The organism is Vibrio sp. 1641 (genome assembly GCF_033339995.1).
In the GTDB taxonomy this organism is placed as follows: Bacteria; Pseudomonadota; Gammaproteobacteria; order Enterobacterales; family Vibrionaceae; genus Vibrio; species Vibrio alginolyticus.
Genome location: NZ_JAWOVP010000001.1, coordinates 144,597 through 162,605 on the forward strand (window position 1 = coordinate 144,597; position 18,009 = coordinate 162,605).

Below are 18,009 nucleotides of genomic sequence, written 5' to 3' on the forward strand. Positions count from 1 at the left end.
ACTTTATTCAGAAGCGACGAACGTGAGTTGGTAGACACAAACCTTTCGTTCTTTGCCTTGCATGCGCAATGTTTTGTCACCGATGTAAGGGATATTTAGTTTTTGGATCACCGATTTAGAACGCTGATTGTCCATCAAATGCATCACGGTTATTCCGTTTAACTCAAAGTGCATTCGAGCAAATTCGAGTAAGGCTTTGGAGGCCTCGAATGCATAGCCTTTCCCCCAATGTGGCACACCAACCCAGTAGCCTAATGTACCGTAGCCCTCTTCGATACGCGGTAAACTCACTGCACCAAGTAACTCCCCAGTGTTTCGCAAGGTAATAGCGTACGCCACGCCTTGATGCTGCTGATACATCGGATCGTGCCTATCTATCCATGCTTGCGCCATCGGTCGCTCATAAGGATGAGGGATGTTTGCTGTCATGTCGGCAATTCGCTTATCTCCAGCGAGTAAAGCCACTTGTTGGCAGTCATCGATATTGAATGGCCGGAGGACGAGTCTTTCGGTAGTGAGAATCGGTTGTATCGTCATGCATTTCTTCCTTGATGAGACGGCTATAGCTGCTAGCAACTGGTTTGCGGGGTAAATCGAGATAACAAGGCGTCTCGAAAGCTCGATCTAGCCAGGCGTGTAGTTGTCATGCGCCTTACTAAATAATAAGCCCGAACAATTGCTTATGTGTAATGTGTCGTATTATTACACACATAAGCACGTTTGCTCATATTGATGGTACAAAAGTTGAGGTCTGACCAATGTCTCAGTTTTTTGATACTTTCGTTCAATTTTTTGAAGATAGGGCACAAAAAATTAAAGGAGCTTTTTAATTGTGGAATTATTTTGAACAAAATATGTCAATTGTCAGTAGGACGAAAAAGTAGGGAGAAGAGAAATGCCGGATATATATTGCGCAGCTTGTAGAAAATCAACGCAACATAAAGTGATTATGAAGCGTTGCGAGCCTCAGTCTGTTGAGTCGTTAACAGGCAAAATGGTGAGTTTTACACAGCTGATGGCGAAATTTGTATCAGGTGAACATTATTACGAGATGGAGCCTCAATACTACTGCCGTTGTTGTAATCATCGTGCAATTGGAGAGGTTGTTCCACATCCTACACGGCATACATCGGCCGCACTCTAACTCTGAGTGATAGCCATGATTAATGGCTAAATAGGGCGGCGTTGCCCGAACGACATATCTATACAGGCGTGTCATGCGCTTTCAAATTTGCGACTCCGCGGGAGCCGCTAGGTTGCTTTTTCTCTTCATATCACGGTTACTAAGTGAGCGGCAATAATCATAGCTCTTTCCCTCCTTCGTTGTTTTCTGGTTATTCTCTGCTGAATTTCACATGCTGTGCATTTGATGGTTTGCAATTTTTTGAGCAACGATTAATGTGATGCTTTCTAAGTGGTTACAAGGAAGTGGGTTAATGAGTTATCAATTGGACCGGATTGATTTACATATTTTGAGAGTGCTTCATTCGAGAGGCAGAATTCCAGTTGTAGAACTAGCAAAGCTGATTAACTTAACGACTTCTCCATGTTCTGATCGTGTAAAGCGACTAGAAAAAGAAGGGTATATCAATGGTTACCATGCAGAGTTGAATGCGGAAAAGTTGGGGCTGGATGTGCAAGTATTCATCCATATTCGTTTAGACCAAACCAGTTTTTCTATTTTTGAAAAGTTTGCGAAAGCGGTGGAATTGATGCCTGAAATTGAAGAGTGCTACTCGCTCTCTGGAGATTTCGATACCATGATAAAAGTTCGTGTTAAGAGCATGAAAGCGTATCAGGAGTTTATGTCGAGCAAGTTAGGCACGCTTCCGGGCGTGATTCAAACTCGTAGTGAAGTGGTCATAGAAGAACATAAAACGGGATTTGGTGTTAATCCCGAGCTCCTTGGTTAGGCGAGGTATGTGTTGAGTCTCCTTATTGAGCGTGACTTGGCGTATTATTTTTTCAAGATAAAAAAAGGAGCCGAAGCTCCTTTTTTAATAAATCGGTGAGCGATTATGCCCCGATAAAGGTACTGATAACGCCAATTAAACCACCAAAAACACCGCCCCAAACGACTAGCCAGCCAAGGTGTTCTTTGATCATCTTTTGCACCATTTCTTTAACTAATGCCGGTGTTAATTCGCTTAAACGTTGATCGATGATACTTTCAATGTTCTGCTTTATCTCATCCATCATTGCAGGAGATTCGAATTGCTCTTTCAGTGCTTCTTTGATGTTATCGCTCTTGCTCAACTCAATGATGGATTCTTGCATCTTTTCGACGAAAGGTTGGCGCATGGGTTGTAGCGCTTCCGAGCCGCCAAACATCGCTAGCATGCCACCAAACTGAGAGCCTTCAATTACTTCCACTAGGGAATCAAATGCTGGATTTAAATCTACTTTCTCAATTACTGGTTGAAGATCGATGTTCACACCGCCCGCCATTTCTTTATTCAAGAATCGGTCAATGTTCGCTTCAGTAAAAAACTGTTCCATCATCAGGTTTTTGATAGCCAGTTTAAACTCTTCAAATCGCGCTGGGATCACGCCAGAACCGTATAATCCAGGCACTTTCTCAAACAGCATATGGATGGCAAGCCAGTTGGTGATGGCGCCTGAGAACGCAAACAGCCCTGCATACCAAAGATAGTCGTTTTGTAATTGATGACCTCCAGCCATCAAAGCGATAGCGAGGACATTCGTTAGCAAACTTTTGTTCATAGTGACCAGTTATATATGAATATCGGAAAGAATAAGTGGGCCTGATTCTATACCTAAGTCACATTAAGATGCTAGGTTTTGCCGTGATGAGTAGTCTTGTAGAGAAGGGACAAAAAATGAATGTTCAGAAAAACAAAACCCGACAATCATTGTCGGGCCACTGCTTTTTCTTAGAAAAACTAAGATTCTATTTTTAATTTTAGATGCGGTAGATCTTACAACAAAGTTGGCATTTCCATCTTTCTGAGTAGCCAAATAGCTTGTCAGCCCAACTTGGTTTGAGTTGTACGATCTGCATTGAACCACATTTACACATAAGCTAATTACCTTATTGTTAATATAATAACTAAGCCATCTATTGAGTATAGCTGTTTCTCAAAAAGTGAAATGACAAATGAAGACGGCTCAATACTCTGTATTGTGTTCATTGCAATGGATACGCAACGAGGCGGTATATTAGCAGAAAAAGTGTGAGCTTTATCATGGAGAGTGTTTCATATATGAGAAACCACAATGGCTATATGAGCGTCTAGCCATGGATTAAAATAAAAAACGGCGCTTAAAGCGCCGTTTTTATTGAGCTTATCACTCGTTAAGAAGCGTGTTGATTGTCTAGTTCTTCAGCGATAAATCCGCCAGTTTGATGCGCCCAAAGCTGGGCGTAAATGCCGTTATTCGCAATGAGTTCTTGATGAGAACCTTGTTCAACGATGCTGCCTTTATCTAGCACGATGAGGCGATCCATTTGTGCGATGGTCGATAATCGGTGAGCGATAGCAATAACCGTTTTCCCTTGCATTAACTCATTCAAGCTTTCCTGAATCGCTGCTTCGACTTCTGAATCCAGAGCCGATGTGGCTTCATCCAATACCAGCAATGGTGCGTCTTTGAGTAGCACACGAGATATTGCGATACGCTGACGTTGGCCGCCAGACAGTTTTACACCACGTTCACCAACTTGCGCATCGTATCCGACATTACCAAATGGGTCGGTCAGAGTTTCGATAAACTCATGGGCATGCGCTTGCTTAGTGGCTTTCAGCAAATCTTCTTCTGTCGCATCTGGATTGCCATACAAAATATTGTCTCGAATTGAACGGTGTAGCAGAGAAGTATCTTGGGTCACCATACCGATCTTTGAACGCAAAGAGTCTTGTGTAACTTCTGAGATGTTCTGTCCATCGATCTTAATGCTGCCGTCTTCGACATCGTGGAAACGAAGTAACAAGTTCACCAAAGTCGATTTTCCGGCGCCGGAGCGCCCAACCAAGCCGACTTTCTCTCCTGGTTTGATGTTGAGATCGAGATGGCTAATTACGCCTTTGTTCTCACCGTAATGGAAGCTGACGTTATCAAAGTGAATGCCTCCTTCAGTGACAACCAAGTCTTTTGCACCTGGTTTATCTTTAATATCAATAGGCTTAGAGAGCGTTTTCATTCCATCGACAACGGTTCCCATGTTTTCAAAGAGGGCGCCAACTTCCCACATTATCCACATCGACATACCGTTTACGCGCAATGCAAGACTAACAGCAATCGCAATCGCGCCAACGCTAATGGCACTATCCAACCACAGGTAAATCGATAAAGCAGCAACGGAAAATACCAAAATATAGTTTGAGATCTCTACAGCGACGTCGAAGCCGGTCACTAGGCGCATTTGACGATAGACCGTATTTAAAAATCCTTTCATGCCTTGCTCGGCATATTGGGTTTCGCGCTGGCTATGAGAAAACAGTTTGACGGTTTGAATATTGGTATAACTGTCGACGATGCGCCCTGTCATTGTCGAACGTGCATCGGCCTGCGCTGAAGCGACGTCTTTGAGCTTAGGGACAAAATAGATTTGGATAGCGATGTAAGCGAGTAGCCAGACAATCATTGGGATCATCAAACGCCAGTCTGCCGTCGCTAACATAATGATCATGCTGGTGAAGTAAACCGTAACGTAAACAAACACATCCATAGCTTTCATCACGGTTTCGCGCACAGCTAATGAGGTTTGCATGACTTTCGTTGCGACTCGACCTGCAAAATCATCTTGATAGAAGTTCAAGCTTTGATTGAGCAAATACCGGTGTGCAAGCCAGCGGATAGACATTGGGTAGTTGCCCAATAACGTTTGATGAACGAGCAACGAGTACAAGATCACCAATATAGGCATGACAACCAGCAATAAGGCTCCGTAGAAAATCAAATCCGATTTATTGTCTTGTAAGAACGTTTCTGGATTGCTGGTAGACAACCAATCAACCAGTTGTCCCATGGCGCCAAACAACATTACCTCAACAACAGCCACAATTGTGGCCATCAAAGACATGATGATCAAAGGCTTTTCATAACCACGAGTGTAATAACGCAGAAAAGCGAACATCCCTGAAGGAGGCTGATCCGGTGTAGATTTGGGGAACGGCTCTGTAAAGCCTTCAAATCGTTTAAACATAACTCATCCTAAAGTTAAAACAGTGCCATTTGGGGTGGCTAAATCCATCGATTCACGCTGCTTTGGACGAAACCGCGTGTATGAGAGTTTCTTGCCTGCTCCTCGATAAAGCAGACCGATTGACGAGAGGGGCGAAAAAATAGTCTAACCGATTGTGTCTTAAATGTAACTAGTTGGTTATGAGTGTGATTGTCTATGGTTCTGATTCTTATGATGAATTCTTATCATGTTCATCACGGTGCCATAAAATCTTAAACCTGCAAAGTGACAATAAAATTTAGGGAAAAATAAACTTAATGCAGCAAAAAACACTTTTGTGCAATTAAATTAATTGTCAAAACAGCAAAACTGAAGTTAACAATAAATTTACAATCTCCTCATTCTAGTGATAAGGAATATATTGGATGCTATTACACGAATCAGTGACCCAATTTGCTAATGGGAAAGAAGAAAGCACGCAAAGTGCTCAGCGCCAAACCGCAAACTGCGTAGTGATGGTGCCACCGAAAGAGTTTCGTTTTAATGAAGAAACCGCACAAGATAATGAGTTCCAACATAAAGTGTCACTCAGCCAAGAAGAAGTCTCACGTCGAGTAATGGCCGAGTTCGCGAGTATGGTTGCAACGCTGCGTCAAGAGGGCGTTCAAGTTGTTGAGTTTGATTATCCAACTTCAGATGTTGCGACGCCAGACGCGGTATTTCCAAACAATTGGTTTAGCACTACGCCAGATGGCACGTTGTACACCTTTCCAATGGCCTGTGAAAACCGTCAAAAAGAAGTACGTCCCGATGCGCTTGTGGCAGCACTAGCGCAAGCAGGGCGAGAAGTTCATCGACGCAGCAGTCTAACTGAATATCTTGACGAGCAAGCGTATTTAGAAAGCACGGGTGTGATGGTGTTTGACCACCTAAATAAAACGGTCTATGCCGCACTCTCACAACGTTGTGATCGTCTGGTTTTAGAAGATTACGCCGATCGTATTGGCTATGAACGAGTGATTTCTTTCCAAACTCGTTTGCCGTCTGGTGCGCCGATTTATCACACCAATGTGATGATGGCGGTTGGCGAACAGTTTTGCGTGATTTGTGACGAAGTGATCCCAGAATTTGAGCGTCGTTTTGTAATGAAGTCACTCGCCAAAGACAAGCAAGTCATCTCAATTTCGCTTGAACAGATGAACCAGTTCTGCGGTAACATTCTGCAACTGGAAACGATCAACGGCGACAAGGTGATTGCGATGTCGCAATCGGCGTACGATGCATTCTCACCAGCACAAAGAAACCAATTGGCAACGCACGGTAAATTGCTGCCATTCGACGTTTCTACCATAGAATCTATTGGTGGTGGTTCGGTTCGTTGCATGTTGGGTGAAGTGTTCTTACCGAATCGTAAAGCTGTGCTTTAATAAACTGCACATTTCTTTTCAGCCGCAGTGAAAGGCTGACGAAGCGTTCTCTTCAAGGGTTTTTAGCCGTTAGCTCTGTGGCAGTACAGACTAACGGCTTTTTTGCGCTTTTTAGTTTTCTGAAGATTTGCGTAGGCGACGCTTGGTTTAAGCGCCTAAAATAGGATGGTTCACCTAGCAGATTGTGGTAAAGTCCGCGCCTGCGTTTTACCGCATCTTCATTGTTTTTATTGCCTCTTCAACCAAAAGTACAAGGTTTCGCTAATGCCATTTTCTACTCTCTCATTGAGTTCTGAGCTGATTCACGCCCTGCCAAAAGACTTCAAGAAACCGACCGATATTCAAGCGTTGGCCATTCCTGAGCTGTTGGCTGGTCAAGATCTATTGGCTTTGGCAAATACAGGCAGCGGCAAAACCCTTGCTTATGGTTTGCCTTTGTTGGAAAAGCTGGGTGTCAATCCAGAGCAAAAAGCGCTGATTCTTGTGCCAACTCGTGAGCTGGCAATGCAAGTGAGTGAAGCAATTAACCAAGTTGGTCAAGTTCTTGAACTCAACGCAGTGTGTTTGTGTGGCGGCGTTGATAAAGAGCAACAACAGCAGGCGCTAGCGACAAATCCTCATATCCTTGTCGCGACGACAGGTCGTTTGGTTGATCTGGCAAACAACGGTTTAGACTTAAGCAATATCCATTACCTAGTGTTGGATGAGGCGGATCGTCTGTTGGATATGGGCTTTTGGCCTGACGTGCAAAATATTGCGGGGCTTATTTCAAACCAGCGTCAAACCGCGATGTTCTCGGCAACGTTTTCAGATGAGTTGAAGGGTAAAGCGAAGCTGCTTATGCCGGCACCAAAGCAAGTTGCAGCGCATCAAGAAAACAGCACCAACCAAGATATTGCTGAAACGCTGTACCTCGTTAACAAAGGCAGTAAAACCAAGGCATTGATTGAACTGATTCAAAAAAACGCGTGGACTCAGGCATTAGTCTTTATTGGTGCGAAAGAGAACGCCGATGGCTTAGCGAAGAAGCTGAATAAAGCGGGCATCTCAACCAATGCGCTGCATGGCAATAAGAGTCAAGATGAGCGAGAAGAAGCACTGGCGCAGTTTAAATCTGGGCAAATTCAGGTGTTGATTGCCACCGATCTACTAGCGCGCGGCATTCACATTGAGCAATTGCCTGTAGTGATCAACTTTGAACTGCCAATGCATGCAGAAACCTATGTTCACCGGGTAGGACGCACCGCTCGCGCAGGCGAACAAGGTGTGGCGGTGTCATTGGTTTGTCATGGTGAAATGGACGCACTAAGCGCGATTCGTCACCTGACTCAACGTGCATTACCAGTGCAAGATATGGCAGGTTTTCCAGTAACGGATAAGCCATCAACTGGCGAGAGCAAACGCGCGCCACGTGATAAAAAAGCCAACCGTCGAACTCATGCTAAGAAGAGCATTAAGCAGTTTCAAGGTAAGTCGAAACGCCCAGCCCCGAGTGCGAAGTAAAACAAAAAACACGCTCTTGACGGCATAGTCGGTTCAGAGCGTGGCTTACAAATTTTACTTTTGAGTATTAACGGCAGTTGGGCCAATCAAGCGCATTTCCCAATCTTCGACTTCACCAGTTTCTAGACGGCGCTCGACCAGCTTGCCCCAAGACTCGACTAACGGCAGCTCAGACAGCTTAGTGAGTTCTTTTCTATCTAAACAGCCAGTGAAAACCGCGCCCATGATGCGAGCCAGTGGCCATTCTGGATAAGGTCTTTCGCACAGAATAATCTCGTCACCTGCACCGATATCGCCTTCTTCCAACACTCGGAAATACCAGCCTGTTCGAAGCGTATCTTGCAGTCTTCTCGCCATATCGTGTTGGTCAAAGCGTACGTTAAGTTTCCAACAAGGCATGCGACCTTGCGACACTTCCAGTAGTGTTGAGCCGATGCGAATTTTATCTTTCAAGCAAATCGTGGATTCGGTTACGCCTTCGGAGCTGATGTTTTCGCCAAAGCCGCCGGCGGATTGGAAAATGGTTCTTTCGCCTAATTCTTGTTGCCAGATTGGGTAGTGCTCGCTTGGGTAAATATGAAGCGCTTTTTGAATGCCACCATGAAAGCGCGGATCACCTTGCTCATCACTGATAAAACCGAGCTCTGTTGCATGCTGGCGCTCAGGCTGCACTTGTTTGTTGATTGCGCTTTGCGCTCCATGAGCATAAGGGACGGTTTTCCCTGCTAGCACAGCTTTTACGACGCCGATTTTCTTCATGTAACCTCCTTATTATTTGAATGAGAGATAAAGTGTTTACCTTCATTCGCGATGCGGAGCATGATAGCCTAGTAAACTTGTGTCGGTATAGGGATGAAAAGACAACTAACAATGCTAACTCGCCAAATTGATTCGAAGTCAGGCGTCGTCACCTCCAATGAGATGATGGCCGCGAATTCCCATTCTCCTGTTTTAGTGAAAACCATCGACATGCCAAAAGGTTACATTGATGCGCTGCATCGACACACTTGGCATCAAATCATCTTTCCTATCAAAGGGTTATTGCAAACGCAAACGGAGCATTATCAGCATTTGGTTCCGCACACTTCTGCGTTATTTGTTCCTGCGGGTGTTCAACACGAGTCGATTGCTCTAAGCAACACGATATTTGTTGGTATTTACCTCAACCCTGAGTTTGGCGCAACGTACGAGCCACAAGTGAGAACCATTGCTTTAACGTCGTTTTTAAATGAGCTTTTACAAGAGATCCGCAGACAGTGTGAAGGTGAGACAAGCCACGAAGAAGTGCTGCATTTGCTGGCGGTGCTGCATGATCAAATTTTGAAACGCAACGTGCAGACATTTCAGTTATTGCTGCCACAAGACAGACGACTAAAACTGATTTTCGAGCAGTTGACCGACGAGCCCGCGTTGAGCTGTTCGCTAAAAGAGTGGGGGGAGAAAATTGGGGCTTCTGAGCGTACTTTATCACGGCTGTTCGCCAAGGAATTCAACACTTCATTTCTACTTTGGCGGCAACAAATTCGGCTAATTTACTCGCTTTCTTTGTTAGATGAATCGTTGCCAATCCAAGCCATTGCAGACCTAGTGGGTTATCAAAACGACTCATCCTACATCAAAGCATTTAAAGCCTATTTTGATATGACGCCACAACAGTTTAGAGTGAACGGCGCATTGCGCAGGTAGAAATACAGAGCTTCGACTTCACTTAATGCTTTTGAGTAGAAGTCGCGAAACTTCCTTTTTGAATTTCAATTACATGGTATGAATAACAATGGCACCAACGATAAATACTCGAGTGAATCAATTCTGTTTTGGTCAACCCAAAACGTCGCTGTCGTTGGAAAAAGAGCCCCTCAAACCGCTTGCTCAGGGCAAGGTTCGGGTGCGACTGGAAGCCACCAATATTAACCCAAGTGACTTGCTTTCCATTCATGGTGTTGGGCAATACCGCCGCGTTCACGTACCACCTCGCGTGCCGGGATTTGAAGCGGTTGGGCGTGTGGTGGAAGTCAGTGCAGTTGATCAAACTGACCTTCAAGTTGGGCAAAAGGTGTTGGTGGCGATGAGTGGGACTTGGCAATACTACATAGATGCCTCGCCTGAGAATCTTTTTCCGCTACCTGAAAGTTTGGATAACGGCTATGCCTGCCAGTTGTACATCAACGCGCTAACCGCGTGGGTGATCACCACTAAAGTGGCTAAGTTGAACAAAAGTGATGTGGTGATCATCAATGCGGCAGGGTCAGCGATCGGTAAGATATTTGCCCAGCTCGCCCATTCACTGGGTTTTGCACTGATTGCTGTGACCTCAAAGCGAGACGAGTATCCGTACGATACCATTCCAGTGTTGGACGCGAAGAAAGACTTACAAGCGCAGCTGCAAACGCGCCAACTGCCACAACCAACGGTCGCTCTGGACGCGATAGGTGGTGAGGCTGGCACGGATCTTATTCGTACCTTGAAAGAAAACGGCCAATACATCAACTACGGAACATTGTCGTTAACGCCTTATACGCCTGAGTTTTTTGAATCGATGAAGGCCAACAACATCGACTTTAGTACATTCTTTTTGCGGTATTGGGAAGAATCGGTAGGTAAAGGCGGGAGAAAGACGGTGTTCGCTGAAATGTTAGAACATTTTATTAGCAGCGACATAAAGTTAAACGTTGCATATTATCTGCCGTTAGAGGACTTTCAAACAGCGATTGAAATGGTTGAGCGACGCTCGTCAGCAGTGTCAGGAAAAATCATTTTGACGCTGTGAATTACAGTGAGCCTGTTGAGAAAAGGGAGGATAAAATCCTCCCTTTTTTATGGGTTTACTTGTAATGATTGGGCTATTTTAGATGGAAGATTTGCTCTGTTTCGAGCGATGTCATCGCACGTACTTGACGCCAAATGTAATAAAAAATACCGAACATCATCAACATACTTGGGATGGCAATCATTGGGTAACTGTACAGCGTCATTTTCCCTAACTCTTCGTTAAAGGCAGCAGTACCAGAAGGGCTAGTCACAATCCAAGTCGCAAGGAAGTAGTTCATTGCAGATGAGAACGCAAAAGTACTTGCAAACAGGTAGTTAGAAGACATAAGGCAACGTTCGAACGCATCGGTTTTACCATTTTCTTTTAAACGTTGGTTAATCAACGCGAGATTCAACACTGTGTCATTCAGTACTAACTTCTGCATCAGTGGGTAGCGGGTAAACGTTGAACCCAAAACCGCTAAACCGATCAGGCCAGGAATCAGGGCTTCTTTTAGTGCTAACCAGCGTGTATCAAGCTCTAACAAGCCGATGCCACCAGTTAGTAGAACACTGATAAAGCCCAGAGCAGAAATAAAGTTAAATTTCTTGTTACGGACAAGGTCCATACCGCCATAAATGATAGGAAATAGCAAAGCGACAACCAGCGCCATTGCTGTCCCTAGATGCTCATCGCCACTAAACTTCATCAAAATGAAGGAAGGGATAAATACGTTGAAAAGGATTTCAAATAAGGGATTCGGCTTTTTCGCCGTCGTGTTACTCATAATGTTTTACTGACTCTACTCTATGTCGGCTGTTATTGTACTTTGACAAGAAGTGTTCATCTAGTCGCGCTTGATGTAAAGCGTTAAAGCGTCGAGTTGTGTAACGACTTATGAAATAGACCGGAGCATAGCCAGTTAGTTTACATGGTTGACTACTTTTTGTGTCTTAATGACTCTCCTTCTGTGCGATGATCTGATTACGCGCTCTGAATAATCGAGTCGCCACTGTGTTGTGGTTGAGCCTCAAGGCTTGGGCAATTTCATCATGATTCAACCCAGCCACTAAGCTCAAGAGCAACGGCTCTCGGTATTTGGGTTCGAGAATCATCATTTGTTTTTGAAGCCAATCTTGGGCCATGTCGTAGTCACTGCCAGGGTAGGTTTTTGTCTGTATTGCACACTCATCAATGTCGACAAAATCGTACTGTTTTCTATCAAAGCGCCGAGCATTCTCACGACGCAAAATAGTAATGAGCCAAGACTTCGCGGCGTTGGGATCATTTAAATTATCAAAGAATCGCCACGCTTTCAGGAAGGTTTCTTGCGCTAAATCTTGAGCAAGGTGGTGATCTTTGCATAACCAATACGCGAGACGGTAGATCTCTTGGTATCGCTCTTTCGTCAGTGCTTCGTAACGTTTATGTTTTTCCATAGCATTAAGATAAAAAGTTTGGAGAGCACGTTGTGTCTGCCAGATGAACGACAACCCTTTTTATCGCTTTTACAGTGATAAAAAGGGTTGTTCGATTAGGAAGACAAATTCGAAGAGTTAACCTTCCAAATATCGAAGGGTGACTCTGATTACTTTCTTACACGCTTAAAATGGTTGGTTGGAAAAACGTGAGTACTGGATGGCATCTGCGACTTCCTGAGCTTTAGACTCTGAAGTCATAAGGTGAAGTAGCTTAAGAGCAGCTTGATAGCTAACTAGGCTACCGTTCGAAGTGATAACGCCATCATCAATGACAAAATTCTGGTCGACTTGTACTTTGACTGCTGGGTAATCTCTTTGAAAGTCGTTTTCACCTCCGGCCCAAGTTGTTGCTTTTTTGCCGTTTAAAAGGCCAGCTTCGGCTAACAAATACGCGCCAGAGCAATTACTTGCCATCCAATCTGCCGCCTTTGAGGTAGTTTTAATAAAGTGAATGAGATCTTTATTTTCGATTAGTGCATCCATGTCATAGCTGGATGTTAAAACCAATACGTCGAGTTCCGGCAGATCACCAATCCAAGCATCCACACCAATTTTTAATCCTTCTTCAGTGGTGATGGTTTTCTGATCGGAGACGGAAATGGTGAGCACGTCATAATCACTAAACCAGGTGAGACGACTTGCGACGCCAAAAACCTCTAAAGGCGCAGTAACATCAGAGGTCAGTACGCCATCGTAAACCAGAATACCAATTCGTTTATCTGCGGCATGTGCTGTTTGAAGCACCCCAAAGAATAGGACTAGTGTCGCTATCAATAGTTGTAGTGCATTCTTCAATCCGTTTTTACCCATGGTTTTTTCCTCGCTAACAGAGCATCAAGTTATTGAGGTTCATTATATTTAGGCTAATTAGTGATTGAAGAGCCACTTGGTCTTTACTAAAGTGAATAAAATTCATGAATGGAGTTCATTGGTTATATGGATAAGATACGGTCCCTACGATTTTTTATTGCCACTTTAGATGGCGGTAGTTTTGCTGCGGCTGCCAAAGTGTATGGCACTGACCCTTCGACCGTGAGTAAAGCCATACATCGTCTTGAAAGCGATTTGGGTATACAGCTTTTTCAACGTTCTACGCGACAGAGCCGCCTGACAGAAGCTGGTCGTAGGTACGCAAATACTGCTAGGTTTGTACTGGAGGAGCTGGCGGCATGTGAGGATTCATTAAAAAGTCACAATGATGCGCTTTCAGGGCAGCTTAAGATTAATGTGCCAGTCTCGTACGGTCGCCTCTATATTCGTCCTTTATTAAAAGAGTTTTGTCGCCGCTACCCTAACATCACTATCGATATTCATTACGATGACGCCTACGTTGATATTATTGAGCAAGGTATTGATGTGTCGATTCGCTCTGGTGTCGTTCACGATAGTCAATTGATTGTGCGTCAGCTGAGCCCTATCGATTTTATCATTTGTGCCAGTCAGGATTACTTAGCGCGCCATGGTGTTCCGAGTGGCCCGGATGTATTCAATGACCATTCTTGGGTTCGTTTTCGTTTTAAACAAACGGGGAAACTGTTGCCGATTCGGATGCCAGAACCAGACGGGGCGAGTGAATATGACCCCGAAAGAAACTATATTGTAAATGACGGTGAATCCATGGCAGAGCTTTGCGCAGAAGGCTTAGGATTAACTCAGATCCCTCATTTTATCGCGAGAGACTGGCTTAAAGCGGGGCGTTTAGTGCCGATATTTCCGAGTATGCGCCAAGCAGGAAATGGCGTGTATCTTCTCTATGCCAACCGGGAATATGTGCCTGCCCGAGTGAGGGTGTTCATCGATTTTATCACTCAAGCAATACAGGATATGGATGAAACGCCATTCCATACTTGGGCTGAAACGTTGCCGATTTATCGACCGAACCAAGGCGATTGAAAACTTCATGTGAGTCTTTGGTTAAAACCCCCTAAGCTATATGGTGCTTTTATTGGTTTTTGTTAGTTTATTGGGCGTTATTATCGAAAAGCGCAGTTTGCTCTTCGTCACTCATAAAGGAAAGACAATGCCAACTAAGATCTTAGTGCCTGCTTTGGCCCTGCTTCTCAGCGCATGTGGCGGCGACGGGGAGTCGTCATCCCCAGTAGAAAGCGGCTCACAAAACACAGGTTCCACATCGTCACAAGGCACATTTGCCGAGCAGATGCTTGCAGCGGTCAACAGCGCCCGCTCTACTACACAGCAGTGTGGCGCAACCACCATGCCACCTGTTGGGACCCTGACTTGGAGCTACGATTTGGAAAGCGCCGCTTATCGACATTCAAGCGACATGGCGAACAGCGATTTCATGAGCCACACAGGCTCTGATGGCAGCAAGATGTCAGATCGAGTTAACGCAACGGGCTATGCTTGGAGCGCCATTGGTGAGAATGTCGCCGCAGGGCAAAGCAGCATTAACGCCGTCATTAATGCTTGGTTATCGAGTGAAGGTCACTGCCTTAATATCATGAGTGCGGATTTTGATCAGATGGGCGCGTCGCTTGTCGAAAATCACTCTGCACGCTACGGGTATTACTGGACTCAGGTTTTTGCCAAACAGCGCTAATGCGATAAAGAAGCCCGATAGATAAAAAATAAAACGCCAGCAGTCACTATCTGCTGGCGTTTTATTATTTACATCTCTTTTAGCTTGTCAGGTTACGAAGTTTTGGGTCATCCGCCAGGTATTCAACAAATTCAATCTCAAAACCGGCAGGGTCAACAAAATACACATTTTTGCGGTATGGTTCATCAGCACCAGGTTGGGCAATCGGATAACCTGCATCGGTTAGTCTTTTGATGATTGCATCGACGTTGTTGGTCACATAAGCAAAATGCGCTAGCCCAACTTGGTGCCCGCTCAACTCGCGGTTTTCTCCTTCGCCATGGTCACTCATGGCTATGTATTGATACTCGTCGCCAAAATGTAGCCAGTTTCTTGGCTTGCCACTCCATTCGCCTTTACCTTCATCACGCACGTACCAATGTGGAAATGCAGTTTGGTAAAACTTCAGCATTTCAGGGATATCTTTCACGACTAAGTTAATATGTTCTAGTTGGATCATGATGTGCTCCTTTTTGTCATTTTCTAGCCAACGATGAATATGCTAAAACCTCAAGTTAAGTTTAGGTAAAGGGCTTTTTTAAAATTTTTTAGGGTTGATATCTTTGGGTCTGGATACATTGAGAGATTCGGTGGGTTTGGTGCTTTGAATCTGAGAGCTGGGTTCGGGGCTTGCAACCTTGTTTCACCCTTTGTTTGTTCGTGCTACTCATTTTCGATCGAGTTTACGGTGAGTAGATTCCGAGTCTCACCTAGGTTCGCGGGAATGACGGGGAGAGAACGCTAAACGAACAGCGTCATTCTGCAAGAGCCTAAGCGAGTATTCAGAATCTACTTTCAGTGTGTTGTTATGTTGCGTTGTGAATTGAATTATCCGCGAGCACAGAACCAGTTCCTCCCTTTTGAGCTCTGCGTGTTGAGAGCTTCGGAGTTTGATACAAGGGGAGGTTAGGTGGGGTTGCTGGTTGAATGTTGGGTAAGGTGCTTGCAACCTTGTTTCACCTTTTGTTTGTTCGTGCTACTCATTTTCGATCGAGTTTACGGTGAGTAGATTCCCAGTCTCACCTAGGTTCGCGGGAATGACGGGAAGAGAAAGCTAAACGAACCGCGTCATTCTGAAGGAGCCTAAGCGAGTATTCAGAATCTATTCGCAGCGCGTTGTGATGCTGGTGGAGTGAACTGAATTATCCGTGATTGTAGAGCCATTCCCTCCAGTTTGAACTCGGAGCGCTGAGAGATTTGCTTACACCTCTCCCCAAACAAAAAAAGCCAGCAGTTAATACCTGCTGGCAAAGTCTTTGGGCTTCTAGTTTTTTGATTTTATTTCTTGTTACTCATCGCTGTCACGGTGCCCCGATTGGTTTTCCGGGGAAGAAAACACAGCACCGTGCGCTTTGTGTCCAAGAAATTTGGAGATTAGCCTTGCTTACGGATTAGGTAGTCAAATGCGCCTAAGCTTGCTTTTGCACCTTCACCCATCGCAATGATGATCTGCTTGTAAGGAACGGTTGTTGCGTCACCCGCTGCGAACACACCTTCTAAGCTAGTATCGCCACGGCTACCGACTTCAATCTCGCCGCGCTCAGATAGGGCTACTTCTGAATCTTTTAGCCATTCTGTGTTTGGTACTAGACCGATTTGAACAAAGATACCTGACAATTCAATCTCTTTGATCTCATCTGTGTTGCGATCTTTGTACTTCAAGCTTGTTACGCGAGTACCGTCACCCACTACTTCTGTTGTTTGCGCCATCGTGATGATGTCTACGTTTGGTAGTGAGTTCGCTTTGTCGATAAGCACTTGGTCTGCACGAAGTACGTCTGCAAATTCAAGAACCGTTACATGTTCTACAATACCAGCAAGGTCGATAGCAGCTTCGATGCCTGAGTTACCACCACCGATAACTGCGGTTTTCTTGCCTTTGAACAGTGGGCCGTCACAGTGTGGGCAGTACGCGACACCTTTGTTGCGGTACTCTTGCTCACCCGGAACGTTCATTTCACGCCAGCGTGCACCAGGGCTTAAGATGACACTCTTACTCTTCAGCGTTGCGCCGCTTTCAAGTTGGATGTGAATCAAACCATCTTCTGTGTGTGCTGCACCCATTAGCTTCTCAGCTTGTTGCTCAGTCACTACGTCTACGTCGTATTCTTTTAGGTGTTCTGCTAGGTCTGTTGCCAGTTTTGGACCTTCAGTGCGTTTTACCGAAATGAAGTTCTCGATTGCCATGGTGTCCATAACCTGACCACCAAAACGCTTAGCAACAACGCCAGTACGAATACCTTTACGAGCAGCGTATAGTGCAGCTGCGCTACCACCAGGACCACCGCCGACAACAAGTACATCGTATGGGTCTTTTTCGCTCAGTGCTTTCGCGGCTTTCTCGCTCGCGCCGTCATCCACTTTGTTTAGGATTTCAGTCAGAGACATACGGCCTTGACCGAATAGCTCACCGTTCACGAATACGCTTGGTACGGCCATGATGTCGCGTTGTTTCACTTCATCTTGGAACAAACCACCGTCGATCATGGTTGCTTTTACTTTCGGGTTGATCGCCGCCATCATGTTGAACGCTTGAACCACGTCCGGACAGTTTTGACACGACAGTGAAATGAAGATTTCTACGTCTAGATCGTTGTCTAGTGCTGCGATTTGCTCAATCACTTCTGGTTCTAGTTTGATTGGGTGACCGCCAGAATGAAGCAGAGCCAATACTAGAGAGGTAAATTCGTGACCCATTGGCAAGCCTGCAAAGCGTAGTGCCGTGCCTTTTGCTGGGTTAGTTACCGCCATCACTGGTTTACGTGCGCTTGCGTTGTCGTCACGTTCAACGGTGATTAGGTCGCTCATCTCTGCGATTTGGTTCGCTAGAGACAAAATGTCATTCGATGCTTTGCTTTCATCTAGACTAACCACTAAACGAACTTCTTCTTTTACATTAGCCAGATATTGTTTGAGTTGTTGTTGGATCGCTTGGTCTAACATAGTTGTTACTACCTTAATTAAATAGTTACCAATCAAAACAAGTATTTGTTCATTCTTGCTAGCTAAAATCGTTGATAACTGCGTTATAGATTTTGTAGTTAGAGGAACTAGCTATCGAAAATCTATGCCTGGTTCTAAACGATTTTTTCTACGCAATTACT

The 18,009-nt window shown here is 44.9% G+C and carries 17 protein-coding genes; 8 read left to right on the top strand and 9 right to left on the bottom strand.

Going from position 1 to position 18,009, the window contains the following annotated elements; genetic code table 11:
- Nucleotides 1-3 precede the first annotated feature (3 nt).
- Nucleotides 4-537, bottom strand: a complete 534-nt coding sequence (locus R7Z47_RS00700) for a GNAT family N-acetyltransferase (RefSeq protein WP_064376339.1) — start codon at nt 535-537, stop codon at nt 4-6.
- Nucleotides 538-895: 358 nt separating this feature from the next.
- Between R7Z47_RS00700 and R7Z47_RS00705 the strand changes: the two genes are divergently transcribed.
- Together R7Z47_RS00705 and R7Z47_RS00710 are read left to right on the top strand one after the other, a co-directional pair.
- The gene (locus R7Z47_RS00705; protein ID WP_130545664.1) at nt 896-1,144 is read left to right on the top strand and encodes a hypothetical protein; all 249 of its coding nucleotides are present in this window, start codon (nt 896-898) and stop codon (nt 1,142-1,144) included.
- 292 nt (nt 1,145-1,436) lie between these two features.
- The gene (locus tag R7Z47_RS00710) at nt 1,437-1,913 is read left to right on the top strand and encodes an Lrp/AsnC family transcriptional regulator (protein ID WP_005374595.1); all 477 of its coding nucleotides are present in this window, start codon (nt 1,437-1,439) and stop codon (nt 1,911-1,913) included.
- Between the two features lie 103 nt (nt 1,914-2,016).
- Here R7Z47_RS00710 and R7Z47_RS00715 read toward each other — a convergent pair whose 3' ends face one another.
- Together R7Z47_RS00715 and R7Z47_RS00720 are read right to left on the bottom strand one after the other, a co-directional pair.
- On the bottom strand, nt 2,017-2,724 hold the full coding sequence (locus tag R7Z47_RS00715; RefSeq protein WP_262606657.1) for a DUF445 domain-containing protein: 708 nt from the start codon (nt 2,722-2,724) through the stop codon (nt 2,017-2,019).
- 592 nt (nt 2,725-3,316) lie between these two features.
- A complete protein-coding gene (locus R7Z47_RS00720) occupies nt 3,317-5,167 on the bottom strand; it encodes an ABC transporter ATP-binding protein (RefSeq protein WP_005374597.1) in 1,851 nt (616 codons plus the stop codon).
- 404 nt (nt 5,168-5,571) lie between these two features.
- On the opposite strand from R7Z47_RS00720, the gene R7Z47_RS00725 reads away from it, so the two are divergent.
- Nucleotides 5,572-6,573, top strand: a complete 1,002-nt coding sequence (locus tag R7Z47_RS00725) for an arginine deiminase-related protein (protein WP_005383547.1) — start codon at nt 5,572-5,574, stop codon at nt 6,571-6,573.
- 264 nt (nt 6,574-6,837) lie between these two features.
- Nucleotides 6,838-8,076, top strand: a complete 1,239-nt coding sequence (locus tag R7Z47_RS00730; protein WP_262606656.1) for a DEAD/DEAH box helicase — start codon at nt 6,838-6,840, stop codon at nt 8,074-8,076.
- 54 nt (nt 8,077-8,130) lie between these two features.
- Here the strand turns inward: R7Z47_RS00730 and R7Z47_RS00735 are convergent, their stop codons facing one another.
- On the bottom strand, nt 8,131-8,835 hold the full coding sequence (locus tag R7Z47_RS00735) for an MOSC domain-containing protein (protein WP_064355016.1): 705 nt from the start codon (nt 8,833-8,835) through the stop codon (nt 8,131-8,133).
- Nucleotides 8,836-8,946: 111 nt separating this feature from the next.
- On the opposite strand from R7Z47_RS00735, the gene R7Z47_RS00740 reads away from it, so the two are divergent.
- Both R7Z47_RS00740 and R7Z47_RS00745 read left to right on the top strand, forming a co-directional pair.
- The gene (locus R7Z47_RS00740) at nt 8,947-9,762 is read left to right on the top strand and encodes an AraC family transcriptional regulator (RefSeq protein WP_262606671.1); all 816 of its coding nucleotides are present in this window, start codon (nt 8,947-8,949) and stop codon (nt 9,760-9,762) included.
- Between the two features lie 88 nt (nt 9,763-9,850).
- Entirely contained in the window at nt 9,851-10,843 is a 993-nt protein-coding gene (locus tag R7Z47_RS00745; RefSeq protein ID WP_262591117.1) for a zinc-dependent alcohol dehydrogenase family protein, read from the top strand.
- Between the two features lie 73 nt (nt 10,844-10,916).
- Here the strand turns inward: R7Z47_RS00745 and R7Z47_RS00750 are convergent, their stop codons facing one another.
- The 3 genes from R7Z47_RS00750 to R7Z47_RS00760 all read right to left on the bottom strand — a co-directional run bounded on the left by R7Z47_RS00750 (nt 10,917) and on the right by R7Z47_RS00760 (nt 13,116).
- Nucleotides 10,917-11,612 (bottom strand): VC0807 family protein, encoded by a 696-nt coding sequence (locus R7Z47_RS00750; protein ID WP_005383527.1) that lies wholly within the window; start codon nt 11,610-11,612, stop codon nt 10,917-10,919.
- 166 nt (nt 11,613-11,778) lie between these two features.
- Entirely contained in the window at nt 11,779-12,309 is a 531-nt protein-coding gene (locus tag R7Z47_RS00755) for a sigma-70 family RNA polymerase sigma factor (RefSeq protein WP_258458155.1), read from the bottom strand.
- Between the two features lie 120 nt (nt 12,310-12,429).
- On the bottom strand, nt 12,430-13,116 hold the full coding sequence (locus tag R7Z47_RS00760) for a DJ-1/PfpI family protein (RefSeq protein WP_262606655.1): 687 nt from the start codon (nt 13,114-13,116) through the stop codon (nt 12,430-12,432).
- A 126-nt stretch (nt 13,117-13,242) separates the two neighbouring features.
- Here R7Z47_RS00760 and R7Z47_RS00765 point away from each other — a divergent pair, with 126 nt between their 5' ends.
- Both R7Z47_RS00765 and R7Z47_RS00770 read left to right on the top strand, forming a co-directional pair.
- Nucleotides 13,243-14,199 (top strand): LysR family transcriptional regulator, encoded by a 957-nt coding sequence (locus R7Z47_RS00765; RefSeq protein WP_017820076.1) that lies wholly within the window; start codon nt 13,243-13,245, stop codon nt 14,197-14,199.
- A gap of 127 nt (nt 14,200-14,326) precedes the next feature.
- The gene (locus tag R7Z47_RS00770; protein ID WP_262606654.1) at nt 14,327-14,866 is read left to right on the top strand and encodes a CAP domain-containing protein; all 540 of its coding nucleotides are present in this window, start codon (nt 14,327-14,329) and stop codon (nt 14,864-14,866) included.
- 79 nt (nt 14,867-14,945) lie between these two features.
- On the opposite strand, the gene R7Z47_RS00775 is transcribed toward R7Z47_RS00770, so the two are convergent.
- Entirely contained in the window at nt 14,946-15,365 is a 420-nt protein-coding gene (locus tag R7Z47_RS00775) for a VOC family protein (protein ID WP_005374615.1), read from the bottom strand.
- Nucleotides 15,366-16,279: 914 nt separating this feature from the next.
- Complete coding sequence (gene ahpF, locus R7Z47_RS00780; RefSeq protein WP_213873690.1) at nt 16,280-17,848, bottom strand: alkyl hydroperoxide reductase subunit F; 1,569 nt, start codon at nt 17,846-17,848, stop codon at nt 16,280-16,282.
- Nucleotides 17,849-18,009: the final 161 nt, after the last annotated feature.

Bases quoted from the DNA above. Each gene is read 5' to 3' on its own strand.
- R7Z47_RS00730 (WP_262606656.1), top strand. From the start codon at position 6,838: ATGCCATTTTCTACTCTCTCATTGAGTTCTGAGCTGATTCACGCCCTG.
- R7Z47_RS00705 (WP_130545664.1), top strand. From the start codon at position 896: ATGCCGGATATATATTGCGCAGCTTGTAGAAAATCAACGCAACATAAA.
- ahpF (WP_213873690.1), bottom strand. From the start codon at position 17,848: ATGTTAGACCAAGCGATCCAACAACAACTCAAACAATATCTGGCTAAT.
- R7Z47_RS00745 (WP_262591117.1), top strand. From the start codon at position 9,851: ATGGCACCAACGATAAATACTCGAGTGAATCAATTCTGTTTTGGTCAA.
- R7Z47_RS00715 (WP_262606657.1), bottom strand. From the start codon at position 2,724: ATGAACAAAAGTTTGCTAACGAATGTCCTCGCTATCGCTTTGATGGCT.
- R7Z47_RS00735 (WP_064355016.1), bottom strand. From the start codon at position 8,835: ATGAAGAAAATCGGCGTCGTAAAAGCTGTGCTAGCAGGGAAAACCGTC.
- R7Z47_RS00765 (WP_017820076.1), top strand. From the start codon at position 13,243: ATGGATAAGATACGGTCCCTACGATTTTTTATTGCCACTTTAGATGGC.
- R7Z47_RS00760 (WP_262606655.1), bottom strand. From the start codon at position 13,116: ATGGGTAAAAACGGATTGAAGAATGCACTACAACTATTGATAGCGACA.
- R7Z47_RS00720 (WP_005374597.1), bottom strand. From the start codon at position 5,167: ATGTTTAAACGATTTGAAGGCTTTACAGAGCCGTTCCCCAAATCTACA.
- R7Z47_RS00700 (WP_064376339.1), bottom strand. From the start codon at position 537: ATGACGATACAACCGATTCTCACTACCGAAAGACTCGTCCTCCGGCCA.
- R7Z47_RS00740 (WP_262606671.1), top strand. From the start codon at position 8,947: ATGCTAACTCGCCAAATTGATTCGAAGTCAGGCGTCGTCACCTCCAAT.
- R7Z47_RS00775 (WP_005374615.1), bottom strand. From the start codon at position 15,365: ATGATCCAACTAGAACATATTAACTTAGTCGTGAAAGATATCCCTGAA.
- R7Z47_RS00710 (WP_005374595.1), top strand. From the start codon at position 1,437: ATGAGTTATCAATTGGACCGGATTGATTTACATATTTTGAGAGTGCTT.
- R7Z47_RS00750 (WP_005383527.1), bottom strand. From the start codon at position 11,612: ATGAGTAACACGACGGCGAAAAAGCCGAATCCCTTATTTGAAATCCTT.
- R7Z47_RS00725 (WP_005383547.1), top strand. From the start codon at position 5,572: ATGCTATTACACGAATCAGTGACCCAATTTGCTAATGGGAAAGAAGAA.
- R7Z47_RS00770 (WP_262606654.1), top strand. From the start codon at position 14,327: ATGCCAACTAAGATCTTAGTGCCTGCTTTGGCCCTGCTTCTCAGCGCA.